The 15,341-nt window shown below is 49.2% G+C and carries 14 protein-coding genes; 4 read left to right on the forward strand and 10 right to left on the reverse strand.

What is annotated here, in order from left to right; all coding sequences use genetic code 11:
- Positions 1-178 precede the first annotated feature (178 nt).
- The 4 genes from DDZ15_RS00105 to DDZ15_RS00120 all read right to left on the reverse strand — a co-directional run bounded on the left by DDZ15_RS00105 (position 179) and on the right by DDZ15_RS00120 (position 4,299).
- The gene (locus tag DDZ15_RS00105; RefSeq protein WP_109643629.1) at positions 179-1,228 is read right to left on the reverse strand and encodes a PA0069 family radical SAM protein; all 1,050 of its coding nucleotides are present in this window, start codon (positions 1,226-1,228) and stop codon (positions 179-181) included.
- A gap of 295 nt (positions 1,229-1,523) precedes the next feature.
- Complete coding sequence (locus DDZ15_RS00110) at positions 1,524-2,711, reverse strand: aspartate aminotransferase family protein (protein ID WP_109643630.1); 1,188 nt, start codon at positions 2,709-2,711, stop codon at positions 1,524-1,526.
- A gap of 52 nt (positions 2,712-2,763) precedes the next feature.
- The gene (locus DDZ15_RS00115) at positions 2,764-3,393 is read right to left on the reverse strand and encodes a thioredoxin family protein (RefSeq protein WP_109643632.1); all 630 of its coding nucleotides are present in this window, start codon (positions 3,391-3,393) and stop codon (positions 2,764-2,766) included.
- Between the two features lie 12 nt (positions 3,394-3,405).
- Positions 3,406-4,299 (reverse strand): UbiA family prenyltransferase, encoded by an 894-nt coding sequence (locus DDZ15_RS00120; protein WP_242978799.1) that lies wholly within the window; start codon positions 4,297-4,299, stop codon positions 3,406-3,408.
- Positions 4,300-4,377: 78 nt separating this feature from the next.
- On the opposite strand from DDZ15_RS00120, the gene DDZ15_RS00125 reads away from it, so the two are divergent.
- Complete coding sequence (locus DDZ15_RS00125; RefSeq protein ID WP_109643634.1) at positions 4,378-5,277, forward strand: 3-methyladenine DNA glycosylase; 900 nt, start codon at positions 4,378-4,380, stop codon at positions 5,275-5,277.
- 147 nt (positions 5,278-5,424) lie between these two features.
- Here DDZ15_RS00125 and DDZ15_RS00130 read toward each other — a convergent pair whose 3' ends face one another.
- Entirely contained in the window at positions 5,425-6,636 is a 1,212-nt protein-coding gene (locus DDZ15_RS00130; protein ID WP_109643636.1) for an anhydro-N-acetylmuramic acid kinase, read from the reverse strand.
- A gap of 101 nt (positions 6,637-6,737) precedes the next feature.
- On the opposite strand from DDZ15_RS00130, the gene DDZ15_RS00135 reads away from it, so the two are divergent.
- Positions 6,738-6,992 (forward strand): hypothetical protein, encoded by a 255-nt coding sequence (locus DDZ15_RS00135; protein WP_109643638.1) that lies wholly within the window; start codon positions 6,738-6,740, stop codon positions 6,990-6,992.
- 224 nt (positions 6,993-7,216) lie between these two features.
- On the opposite strand, the gene DDZ15_RS00140 is transcribed toward DDZ15_RS00135, so the two are convergent.
- Both DDZ15_RS00140 and DDZ15_RS00145 read right to left on the reverse strand, forming a co-directional pair.
- Positions 7,217-8,416 (reverse strand): 6-bladed beta-propeller, encoded by a 1,200-nt coding sequence (locus DDZ15_RS00140; RefSeq protein ID WP_158278561.1) that lies wholly within the window; start codon positions 8,414-8,416, stop codon positions 7,217-7,219.
- A gap of 177 nt (positions 8,417-8,593) precedes the next feature.
- The gene (locus DDZ15_RS00145) at positions 8,594-10,012 is read right to left on the reverse strand and encodes an L-serine ammonia-lyase (protein ID WP_109643642.1); all 1,419 of its coding nucleotides are present in this window, start codon (positions 10,010-10,012) and stop codon (positions 8,594-8,596) included.
- Positions 10,013-10,279: 267 nt separating this feature from the next.
- Here DDZ15_RS00145 and DDZ15_RS00150 point away from each other — a divergent pair, with 267 nt between their 5' ends.
- A complete protein-coding gene (locus DDZ15_RS00150; RefSeq protein WP_109643644.1) occupies positions 10,280-10,906 on the forward strand; it encodes an ABC transporter ATP-binding protein in 627 nt (208 codons plus the stop codon).
- 22 nt (positions 10,907-10,928) lie between these two features.
- The gene (locus tag DDZ15_RS00155; RefSeq protein WP_109643646.1) at positions 10,929-11,720 is read left to right on the forward strand and encodes an ABC transporter permease; all 792 of its coding nucleotides are present in this window, start codon (positions 10,929-10,931) and stop codon (positions 11,718-11,720) included.
- A 9-nt stretch (positions 11,721-11,729) separates the two neighbouring features.
- On the opposite strand, the gene DDZ15_RS00160 is transcribed toward DDZ15_RS00155, so the two are convergent.
- From DDZ15_RS00160 to DDZ15_RS00170, 3 genes are all read right to left on the reverse strand, one after another.
- Entirely contained in the window at positions 11,730-12,791 is a 1,062-nt protein-coding gene (locus DDZ15_RS00160) for a 2-oxoacid:ferredoxin oxidoreductase subunit beta (RefSeq protein ID WP_109644000.1), read from the reverse strand.
- Positions 12,792-12,833: 42 nt separating this feature from the next.
- Positions 12,834-14,705, reverse strand: a complete 1,872-nt coding sequence (locus DDZ15_RS00165) for a 2-oxoacid:acceptor oxidoreductase subunit alpha (protein ID WP_109643648.1) — start codon at positions 14,703-14,705, stop codon at positions 12,834-12,836.
- A gap of 122 nt (positions 14,706-14,827) precedes the next feature.
- Complete coding sequence (locus DDZ15_RS00170) at positions 14,828-15,295, reverse strand: nuclear transport factor 2 family protein (RefSeq protein WP_109643650.1); 468 nt, start codon at positions 15,293-15,295, stop codon at positions 14,828-14,830.
- Between the last annotated feature and the right edge of the window lie 46 nt (positions 15,296-15,341).

Below are 15,341 nucleotides of genomic sequence, written 5' to 3' on the forward strand. Positions count from 1 at the left end.
ATGACGGGAAATTCTCCATAAATCGTCAATCACTCATCACCGGTCGCTTGTTTTCCGTCTCACGTTTGACGTCTGACGTCTTAATTAAGCCTTCTGCCTTCTGCCTTCTGCCTTCTGCCTTCTGCCTTCTGCCTTCTGCCTTCTGCCTTCTGCCTTTAAAATGTGCCCTGTTTATAAATTAAAACAATCTTAGCTGATCGGTTTCCGGGCGACTGAAAGCTGAAGTGTTCAGCGGCTTTTTTTCGGCATTCAGCCCCAGGCGCCGCGAGTTGATCGCTACAAGCTGACGAATTTGATCGGCGTAAGGTCCGATGCCGCGAAACCGTTCTCCAAATTCAGAGCGGTTCAGTTTTCCGTCTCTCATGCTTTTAATTTTATTGATCACCTTTTCTTTTCTGTTTGGGTGATGATCATCCAGCCACTTCACAAAGAGATCCTTTACACCATAAGGCAACCGCACAATGTTGCAGGATACCGACTCCGCCCCGGCTTTCGAGGCTGCTTCCATAATCGGCACAATCTCGTCATCAGTCAGCCCCGGAATAACCGGAGCAATATTCACGTGAACCGGAATTCCCGCTTCGCACAGCTCACGAACCGCTTGCAGCCGCTTATTGGGCCTCGAAGTGCGCGGTTCCATGGTGTCCGTAACGGATTTATCGAGTGACGTAATGCTAAGTACAACCCGTACAGCGTTCACTTCGGCCAGTTTTGACAACAGATCCATATCACGGGTTACAAGGTAGTTCTTGGTGATAATTACCAGGGGATGTAAACACCCTGCGAGCACCTCAATACAGCCTCTTGTGATACGGAGCTTTTTTTCAACGGGCTGATAGGGATCAGTTACGCCGCTCATCACGAGCGTTTGCGGTTTCCACGACTTTTTGGCCAGTGTTTCTCTTAAAAGGCGTGGGGCCTCATACTTCACAACAATTTTACTTTCAAAGTCCAGGCCAAGGCTCATTCCAAGAAATTCATGGGAAGGCCGTGCATAGCAGTACACACAACCGTGCTCGCATCCGCGATATGGATTCACGCTCACATCAAACCCGATGTCCGGACTGTTGTTGGTCGAAATAATGCTTCCGGTGTGATCTTTAAGAAGTGTGGTTTTTGGCTTGTTCAGCTGGCCGCTGTTTACATCGACCACATACTCAACTTTTTCATCACGGAACCGGTTTTTTGGATTGGCGGCTGCTCCTCGCCCCCGTATTGGCTGACTCATGCATTTACATATTTTGTACATATAATGTACGATATGCCGGGTTGGGATTCAAGGCTTTCATGGTTCAGGGCACATGGTTCAGGGTGCAAGCTTCAGACTTGCCCTAAGCTTTGGGACTGCCAACTACACGCAGCAGGGTACAACGGGCAGGATTGTAAATTTTTCTTAAATCACAAATCACTCATCGTCCCGAATCTTTGAGACCAGTCGATATTTTCCCGTCTCACGTTTGACGTCTGACGTTTCCCTTTTCCCTTTTGCCTTTTGCCTTTTGCCTTTTGCCTTTTGCCAAATGCTACACAAACTTCCGAACAGCAGAAAGAATGATGTCAAACGCCTCCTCAAGCAGATCCGGCTCAATAATGAGCGGGGGGGCAATTCTGATGAGCGAATCGGAATGGAGAGTCCAGCCCAGAATGAGGCCGTTCTTAAAGCATTCTTCCACCACTTTTTGTGTAAGGACAGCATCACGAAGCTGCAGCCCAAGCATGGCGCCCCGGCCGCGAACTTCCACAATGCCATCGCCCCACAGCATGTGGCAGGCCATCTCGGCAATGCTGTACGCTTTGGATGAAAAATCTCCACTCAAAAGGGTTTCCAGATTGGCGTGGGCCGCAGCACAGCAAACCGGGTGTCCGCCAAATGTTGTAACATGGTTCAGTGGCGGGTCTTTTTTAAAAACCTCAAAAATTTCAGATGATGAGACAAATGCACCCAGAGGCATCCCTCCACCCATTGCTTTTGCCAAACATAGAATATCCGGCACCACATCGTAGTATTCAAAAGCAAAGAGCGTACCCGTGCGAAAAAACCCTGTCTGGATTTCATCAAAGATAAGGAGGGCTCCGTGCTCGTCACAACGCTTCCGCACCTCTTTAAGCCAAGCTTTCTGAGACGGTATCACTCCCCCCTCCCCCTGAATAGGCTCTAGAATCACCGCAGCCGTGGAGTCGTCTATAATGCTTAGGCTTTCTTTTGAATTAAAAGCTGCAAAATGAACATCAGGAAGTAAAGGTTCATATGGGTCACGGTACACATTGCGTCCCGTTACACTCAGGGAACCATGTGTATCACCGTGATAGCTGTTTTCGAATGCCACAAGCTTCGTACGGCCGGTATATTTCTTGGCGAGTTTCAGTGCTCCTTCCACAGACTCCGTCCCGCTGTTCACAAAATAAACCCTGTCGAGAGAATCGGGAAGCTGCCGTGTCAGCAGATCTGCAAAGCGGCTCTGCGGTTTCTGAATGTACTCTCCGTAAACCATTACATGTAAATGTTGATCAAGCTGCTCTTTAATGGCACGGATCACATTGGGATGGCGGTGACCCAGGCTGCTCACGGCAATACCGGATATCAGATCCACATACTTTTTGCCATCCGTAGTAAAAAGATAACATCCCGACGCACGGTCCACCTCCAGGCCCATCGGTTCATCACTTGTCTGGGCAATATGGCGATAGAAAGAGTCCTTATCTTGTTTCATCACTCACAATTTCCGGAAAATACAAAAAAAAGGTTCCGGACCTGACTCAATTTCAGCCATACATGGTCCAGCGGGTAAGAAGATCCACCCACTCTTTCTGGGTCGAAATGGTTTTATCAGCCGTATACCACTTGTGAAGCGTTTCGGCTATCTGCTGATAAGGGATGTCTGTTTCTGACCGAAGCTCTTCAAAAAGCTCCTGTGCCTCAGCTGGCCGGGGGCCCCAGGTGCCAATTACATCCAGCGACTGCGCATCCAGCGCAATCAATACCGGTATGGATCGGCTTTTTCCCTGGTAGAGGAAGTCATCCATGATTTCACGGTTTTCATCACGCAAAATCAGTCGCAGTTCGATATGGTCATTTACTTCCGCCATTTTATGAAACAGCGGAATAATTTGTGCTGCATCTCCGCACCACGCCTCCGTCAGTACAAGCCAGATCATGTCACGATCTACCTGTTCGAGCTTCTCTCTGAGTTCCGGTTTGAGAACAATCTGCTTATCGAGGCGTCTCATTCGGTGCGCATTCATCAATGTGTAATGAATCATCGCTTCGGAGTGATTTTCGCCCGTGGTCTTGTTCTCAGACAGGAGTCGATCAATCAATGCCCGGTACTCCCGGTAGGTGAATGCCGATTCAATAATCTCTTGTGTAATAGCCTCGGATTTTACTTCAGTCATAAATAGTTTTTTTTAAAAATAGATGTCGAGTGAACTGATAGAAACCCAATCATGACGGATCAGGTTTGAAATAAAAAGGAAGATTACAAATGAGAGCGATGCCATAAATTTCAGGCGCATTACCGTACTGTACTCCTCTTCCTGCCCTGACAGCTTAACAACGATTTTACCAATAATGATTCCCGACACTGCCCCTGCAACTCCCAGAGCAATGGAAGGAACGGGATAAAACTGAAGAAGAGCATAACAAAGAAGTAACAATCCCCCAAAATAACTCACGGAGTAAAACTTTTTCACTCCACTGAGTCCGTATACAGCGGCAAAAGTACGATCTCCCCGTCGAATGTCTTCCTCTATTTGAAATATCTGTGAAACGGGGTAGAGACTGAGCAGTATCAGGGACGCACCCAAAGCGGCGAGTGCGACGGTTGCTGTGATTTCTCCTCCTGCAGCAAGAACCCCAAGCAAAACGGAATTCAGGCCTGTACTGATACCAATAGCCACCATGCTAAGCAGCGGGTGGCCCTTCCACCGTGCTGCCGGAGTAGAATAGAGCCAAAAAAGCGCCAGGCTAATCGCAAAAACAGCTGCGTACCACCAACCTATCACAAGCGCCCATGCAAGTCCGGCCAGCATGAATATAATTGATACGGGATGCATCCATTTTGACATGGCGGGTGGATTTTTGAGACCGCCAATCGGCCCCTCATCCTTGTCCCACCAGGAGTTGAACGCTGTAGCGCCACCGTACAGGAGAACATGTACATTCAAAAACTGCACCCAATATTGTCCGGAATCCATCGATCCAGCCATCAATCCGCCGAGCAGATAACCGCCTGACAGTATCAAGACCTGATAGTGCAGGCGTAAATGGAGGATAAAATTTCCGATTTCACGAAACATCATTGCGGATGGTTATTGATTTTTTATCAGTTTATGGGTTTCCGTTTCACATGGCAACCTCAGTTGTGATATTTTACAGATATGAGAACTGCACAACATATCAGTAAAACAGCTTTCAGCTGCTTATCGGCCGAAGAGTGGCTGCGACATAAGCACCTCCATGAAGAACAGCTCGATCGGGTACTGAATCCCTACCTGAAAAAACGATCACAGCAGGAAAAAGATCCCGTTCTGGACTTTCTCTTCGAATATTATCCCTTTCGCCCGTCGCACCTGAGGCGGTGGTCGCCTGGCATCGGTGTACTTCTTGAGCTGGATGGCAAAGCAGATCTGCCTGAGTTATCCGAACTGACTGTTGAGGATGGTCATGCCGTACTCAATCCTGCATTTTTCCCGGAGAAGCGTCTCTCATCCGTATCCTGGATTCTGAACCTGCTAAAACAGAGCATGCACAAAAAGCCGTTTTTCGGATGTTTTGGCATGCATGAATGGGCGATGGTTTACCGTGCGGAAAAGGTACGTCACAGTGCAATTCCCCTTCGCCTATCTGATGACGAAATAGCGCAATTTGTAGAGTCGCGGCCGCTGCTCTGTACCCACTTCGATGCCTTCCGTTTTTTCACGGAGAAAGCGCGTCCCCTGAACCGGAATGTTCTCAGCCGTGATACCTTTGCGGAGATGGAGCAGCCAGGCTGTGTTCATACAAACATGGACCTCTATAAATGGGCTTTCAAGCTCTACCCCTGGATCTCCGGCGACACGCTTAGAAAAGCGTTCCTTAACGCATTGGTGGCACGGAAAATCGATATGCAGGCCAGCCCTTATGATGCCACCGCGTTCGGGCTGGAGCCGATTAAAATTGAAACCGAAGCCGGTCGGAAGGAGTACCTTGAACGACAAACCGAAATTTACGAGAACTCCATGCCCATACGGATGCAGCTGACAAGGGAGTATGAGAAGGTGTTGGAGTGGGTTGGGTAAGGCCTTAGCGGATTTTGGTGACTGACTGTTTCTCGCAGAGTTTCGCAGATGGAACGCAGATTTGCACGGATTAAACACTGAGTTGCGCAGATTTTTATCCTTGTGCTACCAATAGAGTTTCACTCTACGGATAACTCTGCGAGATCCTCATAGAGGAAAAGAAATTTTTCCGAAGTTGAGTTTCTGAATAGAACCGTCACCTCGTTCAAAATCAAACCCTTCCCCCGCCAGCATCTCGTTGGCCAGTACGGCGAAGATCATCGCCTCTTTAGCATCTGGATCAAAACCAAGTTCTGAGAAATCGTGGACTGTCGTATTCACAACATGCTCTTTCATTCGTGATACCAGATAACCATTATGTGCCCCGCCGCCGCTGACGTATATCGCGCACTCTTCATATTCAGGCACGTTTTCCCGGATGTTTTGCGCAATCGTACGTGCAGTAAGCTCGGTAACGGTGGCAAGCTGATCCACAGGCGGGATCTTGTTAAGGCTCAGCCCCGCCTGTTCTGCCCTTACTGCCATCCATGCATAATGAAAATATTCAGGTCCTGTTGATTTTGGCGCTGATTCATTAAACCACGGGTCGCTGAATAAAGCGTCCAGCAGGTCCCTGTTTATTTTTCCCGAGGCAGCCAGGAGGCCTTCTTTATCAAACATTTTTTGAAAATAACGATTTGAAAGGGTGTCGATCAGCGTATTGCCCGGGCCCGTATCCGTCGTAAATGAATCGTATTCGCCCTGTCTCTCTGCAGGAATCCAGGTATAGTTCGCTATTCCGCCGATATTCAGCAGAATTCGGGATTCCTTTTCGTCACCGAACAGAATACGGTCGACAAGTGCAGCCATCGGGGCTCCCTCACCACCGTGAGCCGTATGTTTTTGACGAAAATCGCTGATCGTCAGAATACCGGTACGCGCAGCGATCTGGTCGCCATCCCCGATCTGAAGCGTGGAGTTGAGTGATTTTATTCCGTGCCGCTGAACGCGCGCCGGAAGATGATAAACAGTCTGCCCGTGGCTGGCAATGCAGTCCACATCCTCCGGTTCCGTTTCCCATTCAGACAGTGCTTCCAGAATCAGTTCCGCATGATATGCGGCAAGACCGGTGTGCTGTTTGCATAGCTCCTGCATGTCGGCCAGTTTCACAGACGAAATGCTCCTGAGGCGTTCCCTTAGTTCTGCAGCGTACTTTTTTGTACAGAACTTAATGAGATGAACAGCCGTATCTGCTCCTGAACCGCTAATTCTGCACAGGGCGATATCCAGACCGTCAAGTGATGTGCCCGACATCAGACCAATGATGGTGCGGCTCCTCTTCCCCGCAATTGCCGTTAAGTTTTTAAAGGATGGATTCATATTTTCAGTTTAGAAAATGTTGCCCGGTAGTATCAACCGGTTTTTTGGGGTTACGGTTTATAGTTAGCCATTCACCCATTTCATTAAAAAAAGAAATTACAATGGCGGAGAATAACGAACAGGAAGCAGAGTTTGAAGCGTGGCGTGAAGATGTGGATTATCTGGTCGCAATTCTGAAGGAGAGTTTTGAATCGACCGATGCCCGCTTCAGCGTGGACGAAATGAACGACATTCTCTACGTAGAACTGGAAGGCCTGCACGAATATTCCGACGAGGAGATCGTTGAAATCGCAGAACCCATCCTGGACACGATAGAACTCGATTTTGAGGATATCATATTGCTGCCATTACAGTGAACAGTATGTCAGGAGGACAGTGTCAACAGTATGTCAGTGGCAACAGTGTGTCAGGGGCAAGTGTAGTAAAGTTTTATCGTGTTAAAGTGTGAAGGAACCGGTTTGAAATACTTCTACGGTTCATCGGTTCGATGTTCGTCTGTTCATCTGTTCTTTTAAGCCTTATCACTTCTGCTCCCTCGGCTCCGCTCGGGACATGCTTTTGCCTTCTCACTTCTCAAGGCTCACGACTCAAGACTAATCCTGTACGCCACCACCTCTTGAACGCCGGTTTCCTCGTCGGTCTCAATGGTGTAGAGGGTTCCATTTTTTACTTCTTGGACAACCCTGCTGCGCGGCCAGGTAAATTTCGACAGCGGCTGCCCCCGGTCGTCCATCACCCACCAGTCGTAGGTTTCTGGGTCATCGGTTATCACGGAGACCCAGATGCGGTTTTCGCCATCCACAACCATATGTTCGATGGCTCTCCAGTAATCCGGGATTCCGTCACTCCGTATGGTCCGCTGAAAGGATTCCACTGAGGGACCCGTTCCGTAAAAATTGAGCGCTTCCGTACTTTCGAGCTGTGCCTTTTCAACCGGGTAGTAGAAGGCATAGAGATCGTTTCCGTCACGGTCCATTACCCGAATCAGAAAATCCTCCGACCAGTTATAGAAGATGCGGCCGTCATCCGACACCGAGATCAGCCCCCTTCCGCCAAAAGGGTCATAATACGCCCGGCCCGATTCAACGGGGTCGCGCAGATGCCTTATATAATCAAGATCAGCCAAGCGCTCTGAACTCACACTTCCAGACTGATCAATTCTGTAAAGCAGCAACTTATCTGTTTCAAAGGTGAGATAGTTAAAGATACCCAAAAGCGAATCATCACCATAAGCTTCAATGCGATGAGGAAATACGGCCGTATTCTCTCCCGAAATATCCCATTGCGAGGATGTCAGATCCGAGATCACCACGGGCTCAAACGATTCCGTCGAAAACCCCTGAAACCGCTGTAAATTGTAGTCCAGTACGTAGATGAATCCTGCACCATGGGAAAGACTGAAGATGCTGCGGAATTCCCCGGGGCCGGCTCCGTTCCTCCCAAGCGTTGTAACCGGGGTTCCTTCTCTGTCGAAAACGTAAACGGTCTCCTGACCGCTGAAGCTTTCCGCAGCATAGAGATATCCACGGTCATCCGCCTCAACCTCACTGATGCGGCTGAAGAGGACGGGTTCCCTGTTCCCGACCGAGTAGATCTCCTCGAATTTGATTAAATACTCCGGTTCCGCATTTGGATCCAACACGGATACATTTTCTAAAGATGCAGTACGTTCTGGAAGCTCTACATTTTCACTCCCGCTGCAGGCTGAGATGATTATTGAGATGAGCAATAACTGAATAAGTGCCGCGTGAGTGAGATACTTCAATTGTGTATTAGCCAAGATTCTGATGTAACCTGTTGTTTATCAATGCAATAAATATAGTAACCCCTTTTTTTTATCAAATCAATTTCCATTACTCGTCATTAATCTCACAAAAACATTGAGAAAATACGACGTCAGCTTCTGCCTCATGTCTGACATCTCTCTTTTCCCTTCTGCCTTTTGCCTTTTCACTTCTCAGCATTCGCTGAGGCTGATCGGAATATTCACCGCCAGTCCCCCGTCGGAGGTTTCCTTGTATTTGGAGTTCATATCCTGAGCCGTCTCCCACATGGTTTTAATTACGTCGTCGAGGTGAACTTTGGCATGCACCGGATCACTGTGAAGAGCAAGCTGCGAAGCGGTAATGGCTTTGATGGCCCCCATGGTGTTTCGCTCAATGCAGGGCACCTGAACCAGTCCGCCGATCGGGTCACAGGTCATGCCCAGATGGTGCTCCATGGCAATTTCAGCCGCCATCAGGCATTGTTCCACATTGCCACCCAGGGCCTCGGTTAATCCCGCAGCAGCCATAGCTGACGAAACACCGATTTCTGCCTGACACCCTCCCATGGCAGCAGATATGGTTGCACATTTTTTGAAAATACTTCCAATTTCAGAAGCCGTGCACAGGAAGTTGAGCACCATCTCTTCACGATGGTCCTGGCGAAATGTTACCAGGTATTGAAGCACGGCGGGAATGACCCCTGCCGCCCCGTTGGTTGGTGCGGTTACCACGCGGCTGAACGATGCGTTCTCCTCATTCACGGCCAGTGCAAAACAGCTGACCCAGTCGAGAATGTATGCAAACCCTTCACCGCCATCTTTAATCGCTTTACGCCACTCATGGTAATTGCTGTATTCAGCATCACCAATCAGCCTTCGGTTCAGTGTCGCAGCCCTGCGGCTCACCTGCAAGCCCCCCGGAAGAATCCCCTCGTGATGGCATCCACGATAGATACACTCACGCATAACGTGCCAGATTTTCAGCACTTCCTCTATCGACTCTCCCCTGCTTCGCCACTCCATCTCGTTTTTCATCACCACACCAGAAATGGGAAGATTGGTTTCGTGGCACCATCTGGCAAGATCTTTTGCCGTATTAATCGGATGGGGAAGAGGTATATCCGGGGTTTCAGAACGATCTTCTTCCCCTTCTTTCACTACAAATCCGCCGCCAACGGAATAGTAGGTTTTTTTATAAAGTGAGGCGTCATTCATTTCCGCAACAAACCGGAGCGCGTTCGGATGATATGGCAGCATCTCACTCTTCAAAAAATGGATATCTGACGCCGGGCTGAATGAGAGTTCATGAGAACCGGCGAGCCGTATCGTTTTTTCGGCACGGATGCGGGCTACGGTTTCGTCAATTCTATCCACATCGAACGTAACCGGATCCGCTCCCTGAAGTCCCAATAGCAAGGCAACATCGGTACCGTGACCGTGGCCGGTTTTGGCAAGGGATCCATATAACTGAACTTCAAGCCGATTCACTTCTGAAAGCCTTTCGCCCAATTCATCCAGAAACCTCAGGGAGGCTTTCCAGGGGCCAAGCGTATGGGAACTGCTCGGACCGATCCCTATTTTAAACATGTCGAGTACCGAAATAGACTCCATGGCAGACGTTTTCTTATTTTAAATCGATGTTATGGCAGAACCGTATGTGTGATAACGGATTCAGACGGAATTTACTATATGCATTTCCATCTGAGGGGGCATGAAAATAGGGACTAATTATCATCCGTTCCATGACCGACGCCAAAACATTTTTTCTCCGTAAAAAACCCGAAGTTGCCAGAAACTGTGCGACGGATTCTTCTTTTCCTATTTTAATCCGCATCTTTGTTCAGACAGAGGCCTCAATCGGACCCCGGTAATTCTGTAATGATCCTAAAAGCTGAAAACATCTCCTTCTCATACCCCGGTGAAACGCTGTTCAGCGGACTCAGCTTTCAAATTGAGGAAGGTGAAAGTGTGGTATTCAAAGGCGAGTCCGGCAGCGGTAAATCCACTCTCTTCAGGCTGCTTTTGGGATTTGAAACACCCGATTCGGGACGTCTTGACTACCGGGGAAAACCGCTCACCGGAGATCATCTGAAATCATTCCGTAAGGATACCGCATGGCTTCCGCAGGATTTAAACCTGGGTGAAGGCAGTGTGCGCCACGTCATGGATTTTCCTTTTACATTTCAGTCGAGCCAGAATCATGTGCCCGATCATAAAACCCGCAAAGATGTGCTGAACGATCTGGGCCTTGACAGTGACCTGTATCAAAAAGAGTACCGCGATCTCTCTACGGGGCAGCGTCAGCGCGTGGGTATTGCCCTCTGCATTCTGCTTGATAAGCCGGTTTTGCTGCTTGACGAACCCACCTCCGCACTGGATGAATCATCGAAGGAGCTGGCGTTTAAGCACCTGCGAAGTGACCATAAACGGACCCTCCTTTCAACCTCGCACGATCCCTGGTGGGTTGAGAGGTGCGATCGTGTTATCGATCTGGAAACCGCCTGAATAATCAGAAAAAACATCAATCATGGATATTATTGAACTATCATGGCTGCAGCTTTCGATCGGTTTTCTGAGCCTGCTCATTCCGGCAGCCATTCTTTGGTGGTATAAAACGGGACTCAACCGTCAGCTCGCAGTCGCTACCATTCGTATGACCCTTCAGCTGCTCTTTGTCGGGTACTATCTGGAGTATCTGTTCGAGCTCGACAACGCATGGATCAACCTGGCATGGATCATGATCATGGTGATTGTGGCAGACTTTGCCACTCTTGGCCGGGCAGATCTTCAATCAAAGTGGTCTTTGGCGGTGCCGGTTTTTGGAGCCACCTTCATCGGTATTATTCTAATCGACCTCTTTTTTCTTGAATTTGTAATACAGCTCGACACCTTTCTGGAAGCACAGTATGCTATACCCATCACAGGAATGGTGCTGGGCAACTGTTTGCGCAGCAATGTGATCGGGATCAACGATTTCTATTATAATCTGAAGGAGAACAGGGAAAGGTACAGGTTTTTCCTAGCGAGCGGTGCCAGCCGGTCTGAAGCTCTCTTTCCGTTTTTTCAGCGTGCTCTGAAGCGGTCGGCCAACCCCACACTGGCATCGATGGCGACCATCGGACTTGTGTCCCTGCCCGGCATGATGACCGGCCAGATTCTGAGCGGCAGCTCTCCCCTTACCGCCATACAGTATCAGATCATGATTATGCTGGCCATCTTCTCGGGCACCATCTTTTCCGTATTTCTGGCTATCCGCTTCTGCAATCTTACCGTCTTCGACAAAAACGACATGCCCGACACGTCTATCTACAAAGATTGATCGGGTTAGCTACTCCACTACCCATGTTTCAGAACCGCGAATGAGCTCATCAAGGTCGCCGATTCCCTTGCGGCTAACCACATCCTCCACCTGTGCATTTACGCCTTCATCGTAGCAGTTTCGGTTAACTGCATACAGTACGCCAAATGGCCGCGGAAAATTTTGATTCCCATCTTGAGGCTGATCAAAAAAGCGCGACAGCAGATGCGCTTTTGTGCGATCCTGCTCATCGTGAATCCACAGGTCGTCTTTGCTGTAGTTTCCGTCCTCCAGGGAAACCACCTCCGGTTTGTGACCGTCCAGCCTCACTCCTTTTTCATCCGATGAACCAAAAATCAGCGGTTTTCCGTGTTCGAGGTAGATCGCCTCATTGGGACGCGATTTCTTATCGGTAAAAAGCTCGAATGCTCCGTCATTAAATACAATGCAGTTCTGGTAGATCTCCAGCATGGACGTGCCGCGGTGATTCCCGGCCCTCAGAAGCATCTCTTTCAGATGTCTGGGATCACGGTCCATTGCCCTGGCCACAAACGATGCATCAGCACCCAGGCTCAGCGCAAGCGGATTCACCGGATGGTCAATCGACCCGAATGGCGTGGATTTAAACACCGAACCTTCCGGACTGGTGGGCGAGTACTGACCCTTTGTAAGCCCGTAGATCTGGTTGTTGAAGAGCAGGAAATTGACGTTCACGTTCCTTCTGAGGAGATGCAAAAAGTGGTTCCCGCCGATGGACAGTGAGTCACCGTCGCCGGAAATAACCCAAACACTTAATTCGGGACGCGTAATTTTGAGCCCGGTCGCAATGGCCGGTGCACGTCCGTGTATGGAGTGCATTCCAAACGTGTCCATGTAATATGGAAATCTTGCCGCACAGCCAATTCCGGAGATAAACACAATATCCTCCTTGCGGACGCCTATTTCAGGCATCGCGGTTTGTACCTGTTTCAGGATGGTGTAGTCACCGCAGCCGGGACACCACCGAACATCCTGATCGGATGAAAAATCCTTGCCTGTATACGAAACCCCTTCGCTGTTTCCATTTCCGTTACCGGTATGGCGATCGATCATGGTGTTAAGTGCTGATGACATAAAGTCCTCTGTAAATGTGATTTATAGTTGTTCAGATTCCATACTGGAAATGATCTCCCGGATTTCTTCCTTCAGCTCATCCACAAAAAACGGGCGGCCTTTTACCTTGTTAACCCCTTTAGCAGGCACCATAAATCTGTCCCTGATGAGACGAACAAGCTGCCCGCTGTTGATCTCGGGTACAATCACCGTATTGAAACCGCTTATCAGCTCACCAAGGTTTTTCGGGAACGGATTCAGGTATTTGATGTGTGCATGAGACACATCCATGCCTTCATCAATAAGTTCCCGTACTGCGGTCCGGATCGACCCGTAGGTGGATCCCCAGCCCAGAACCAGCACATCGCCCGTCTCTTTTCCGCTATCGATGGTCTGATCCGGAATGAATTCAGCAATTTTATCCACTTTTGCCTGACGCATATCGGTCATTTTCTGATGGTTATCCGGATCATAGGACACATCTCCCGTATTCTCCTGCTTCTCTAAACCGCCCACGCGGTGCTCAATTCCGGCCGTTCCGGGAATAGCCCAGGAGCGAACAAAGTTATTGTCGCGCTTGTAGGGCATAAACGGCTCGGACTCCTCCCCGTTACGTGCCGGTTCAAAGGAGATCTCTATCTTCCTCAGGTCATCCTGTTTTGGGAACTGCCAGGGCTCTGACCCATTACCCAGATAACCGTCTGAAAGGAAATAGACCGGCACCATATGCTGCAGTGCAATCCTGCACGCTTCAAATGCAGCGTCAAAACAGTCGGCCGGTGTGGATGGTGCCACTATGGCAGCCGGACTTTCACCGTTACGTCCGTACATCGCCTGAAGAAGGTCTGCCTGTTCTGTTTTGGTGGGCATTCCCGTTGAGGGTCCGGCACGCTGAACGTTTAAAATCACCAGAGGCAATTCCAGCATAACCGCTAGCCCGATGGCTTCTCCCTTAAGAGCAATTCCGGGACCTGAGGAACTTGTAACTCCAAGGCTTCCTCCGAATGCGGCGCCTATGGCAGAAGAAACGGCTGCAATTTCGTCTTCAGCCTGGAAGGTGTACACTCCGAAATTTTTCAGTGCGGAGAGTTCATGCAGTATATCCGAAGCAGGTGTAATGGGATAAGAACCATAAAAAAGCGGCAAATTCGCCTGACGGGTCGCAGCCACCAATCCAAGTACCGTTGCCTCATTTCCGGTTACGTTGCGGTACTCCCCTTTTCCGATATCGGCACTTTTTACCCTATAGGTTTCACCGAAAAGCTCCGTGGTTTCCCCGTAATGGTAGCCGTCTTTCAAAACTTTGATATTGGCTTTTGCAATGTCCGGTTTTTTGGCAAATTTCTGCTCAAGAAAACGGATCGTCGACTCCAGTGGACGGTTATACATCCAGTAGAGCAGGCCCAGTACAAACATATTTTTAGAGCGCTCTATATCCTTGTAGGAAAGACCGGAGTCAGAAAGGCTCTCCTTTGTCAGTTTGGTAATATCGACCTCAAGAACACGGTATTCTTTCAGGCTGCCGTCTTCAAGCGGATTGTTTTCCTCACCATATTTAGCCAGGTTCAGGTTTTTTTTGTCAAATCCGGCTGTATTTGCAATGATGGCTCCACCCTTTTTCAGCATAGAGAGGTTTGCCTTCAGCGCAGCAGAATTCATTACTACCAGGACGTCGCATGCATCTCCCGGGGTCATGATCTCCCTGCTGCCAAAATGGAGCTGAAAAGAGGATACACCCGGTACTGTGCCGACCGGTGCGCGGATTTCTGCCGGAAATTCCGGCAGAGTGCGCAGATCGTTGCCCTCGAGGGCGGTGGTGTTGGTGAAAAGGGACCCGGTGAGCTGCATACCATCGCCGGAATCGCCTGCAAAACGGATGGTTACTTCATCGCGAATGAGGTCTGTCGCTTTCATAGTCGTTCATGAAATGGTTGATGAGAAACAAGACATTCGAAATGTGAGGTTTTTTTATCTCAAATTCACATGAAATATTCATCAACCGCAACTGACTATAAAATAGGCACCTGTGTTCGGTTTCACATTTCGCAGCCTTCTGTGCGGCGTGTATCCGTGATACTGAAAATCTTCCAGCCGTCATCCGTCCTGATCAGGTTCATGGTATTGACCCCGCAATGGCTGAAATCCTCTCCCCGGTAAAATGAGTAGTTCATCCAGGCCGTTGCAAGATTCCCATCAATGTGAACCTGAAGACCTGAAATCTGCTCATCCCAAACCTGATCTTTTGGCTGACCCACAGCATTCAGAAATCCTGTTATATCGGTTTGAGCAAGCTCCACGCTGCCGTTACGGTTTACAACCGTTGAAAGAGTCATGGTTTCATGAAACACCTCCGCCGCCTTTTCACGGTCGCTCTCACGCATGCCGTCAAACAGCTGCAGGATAATCCCTTCGATCTTTTGAGGATCATCATCAGGAGTTCCGGCATCAGGTTGAGGCCCGGTCACTACGGTGATCAAAAGAATGGAAACGAGTATTGATTTCATATGTGCGCCAATTGGTGAAAGTTCACGGCCACAGCCGGTTGCGTGC

The sequence above is a fragment of the Rhodohalobacter mucosus genome (assembly GCF_003150675.1).
In the GTDB taxonomy this organism is placed as follows: domain Bacteria; phylum Bacteroidota; class Rhodothermia; order Balneolales; family Balneolaceae; genus Rhodohalobacter; species Rhodohalobacter mucosus.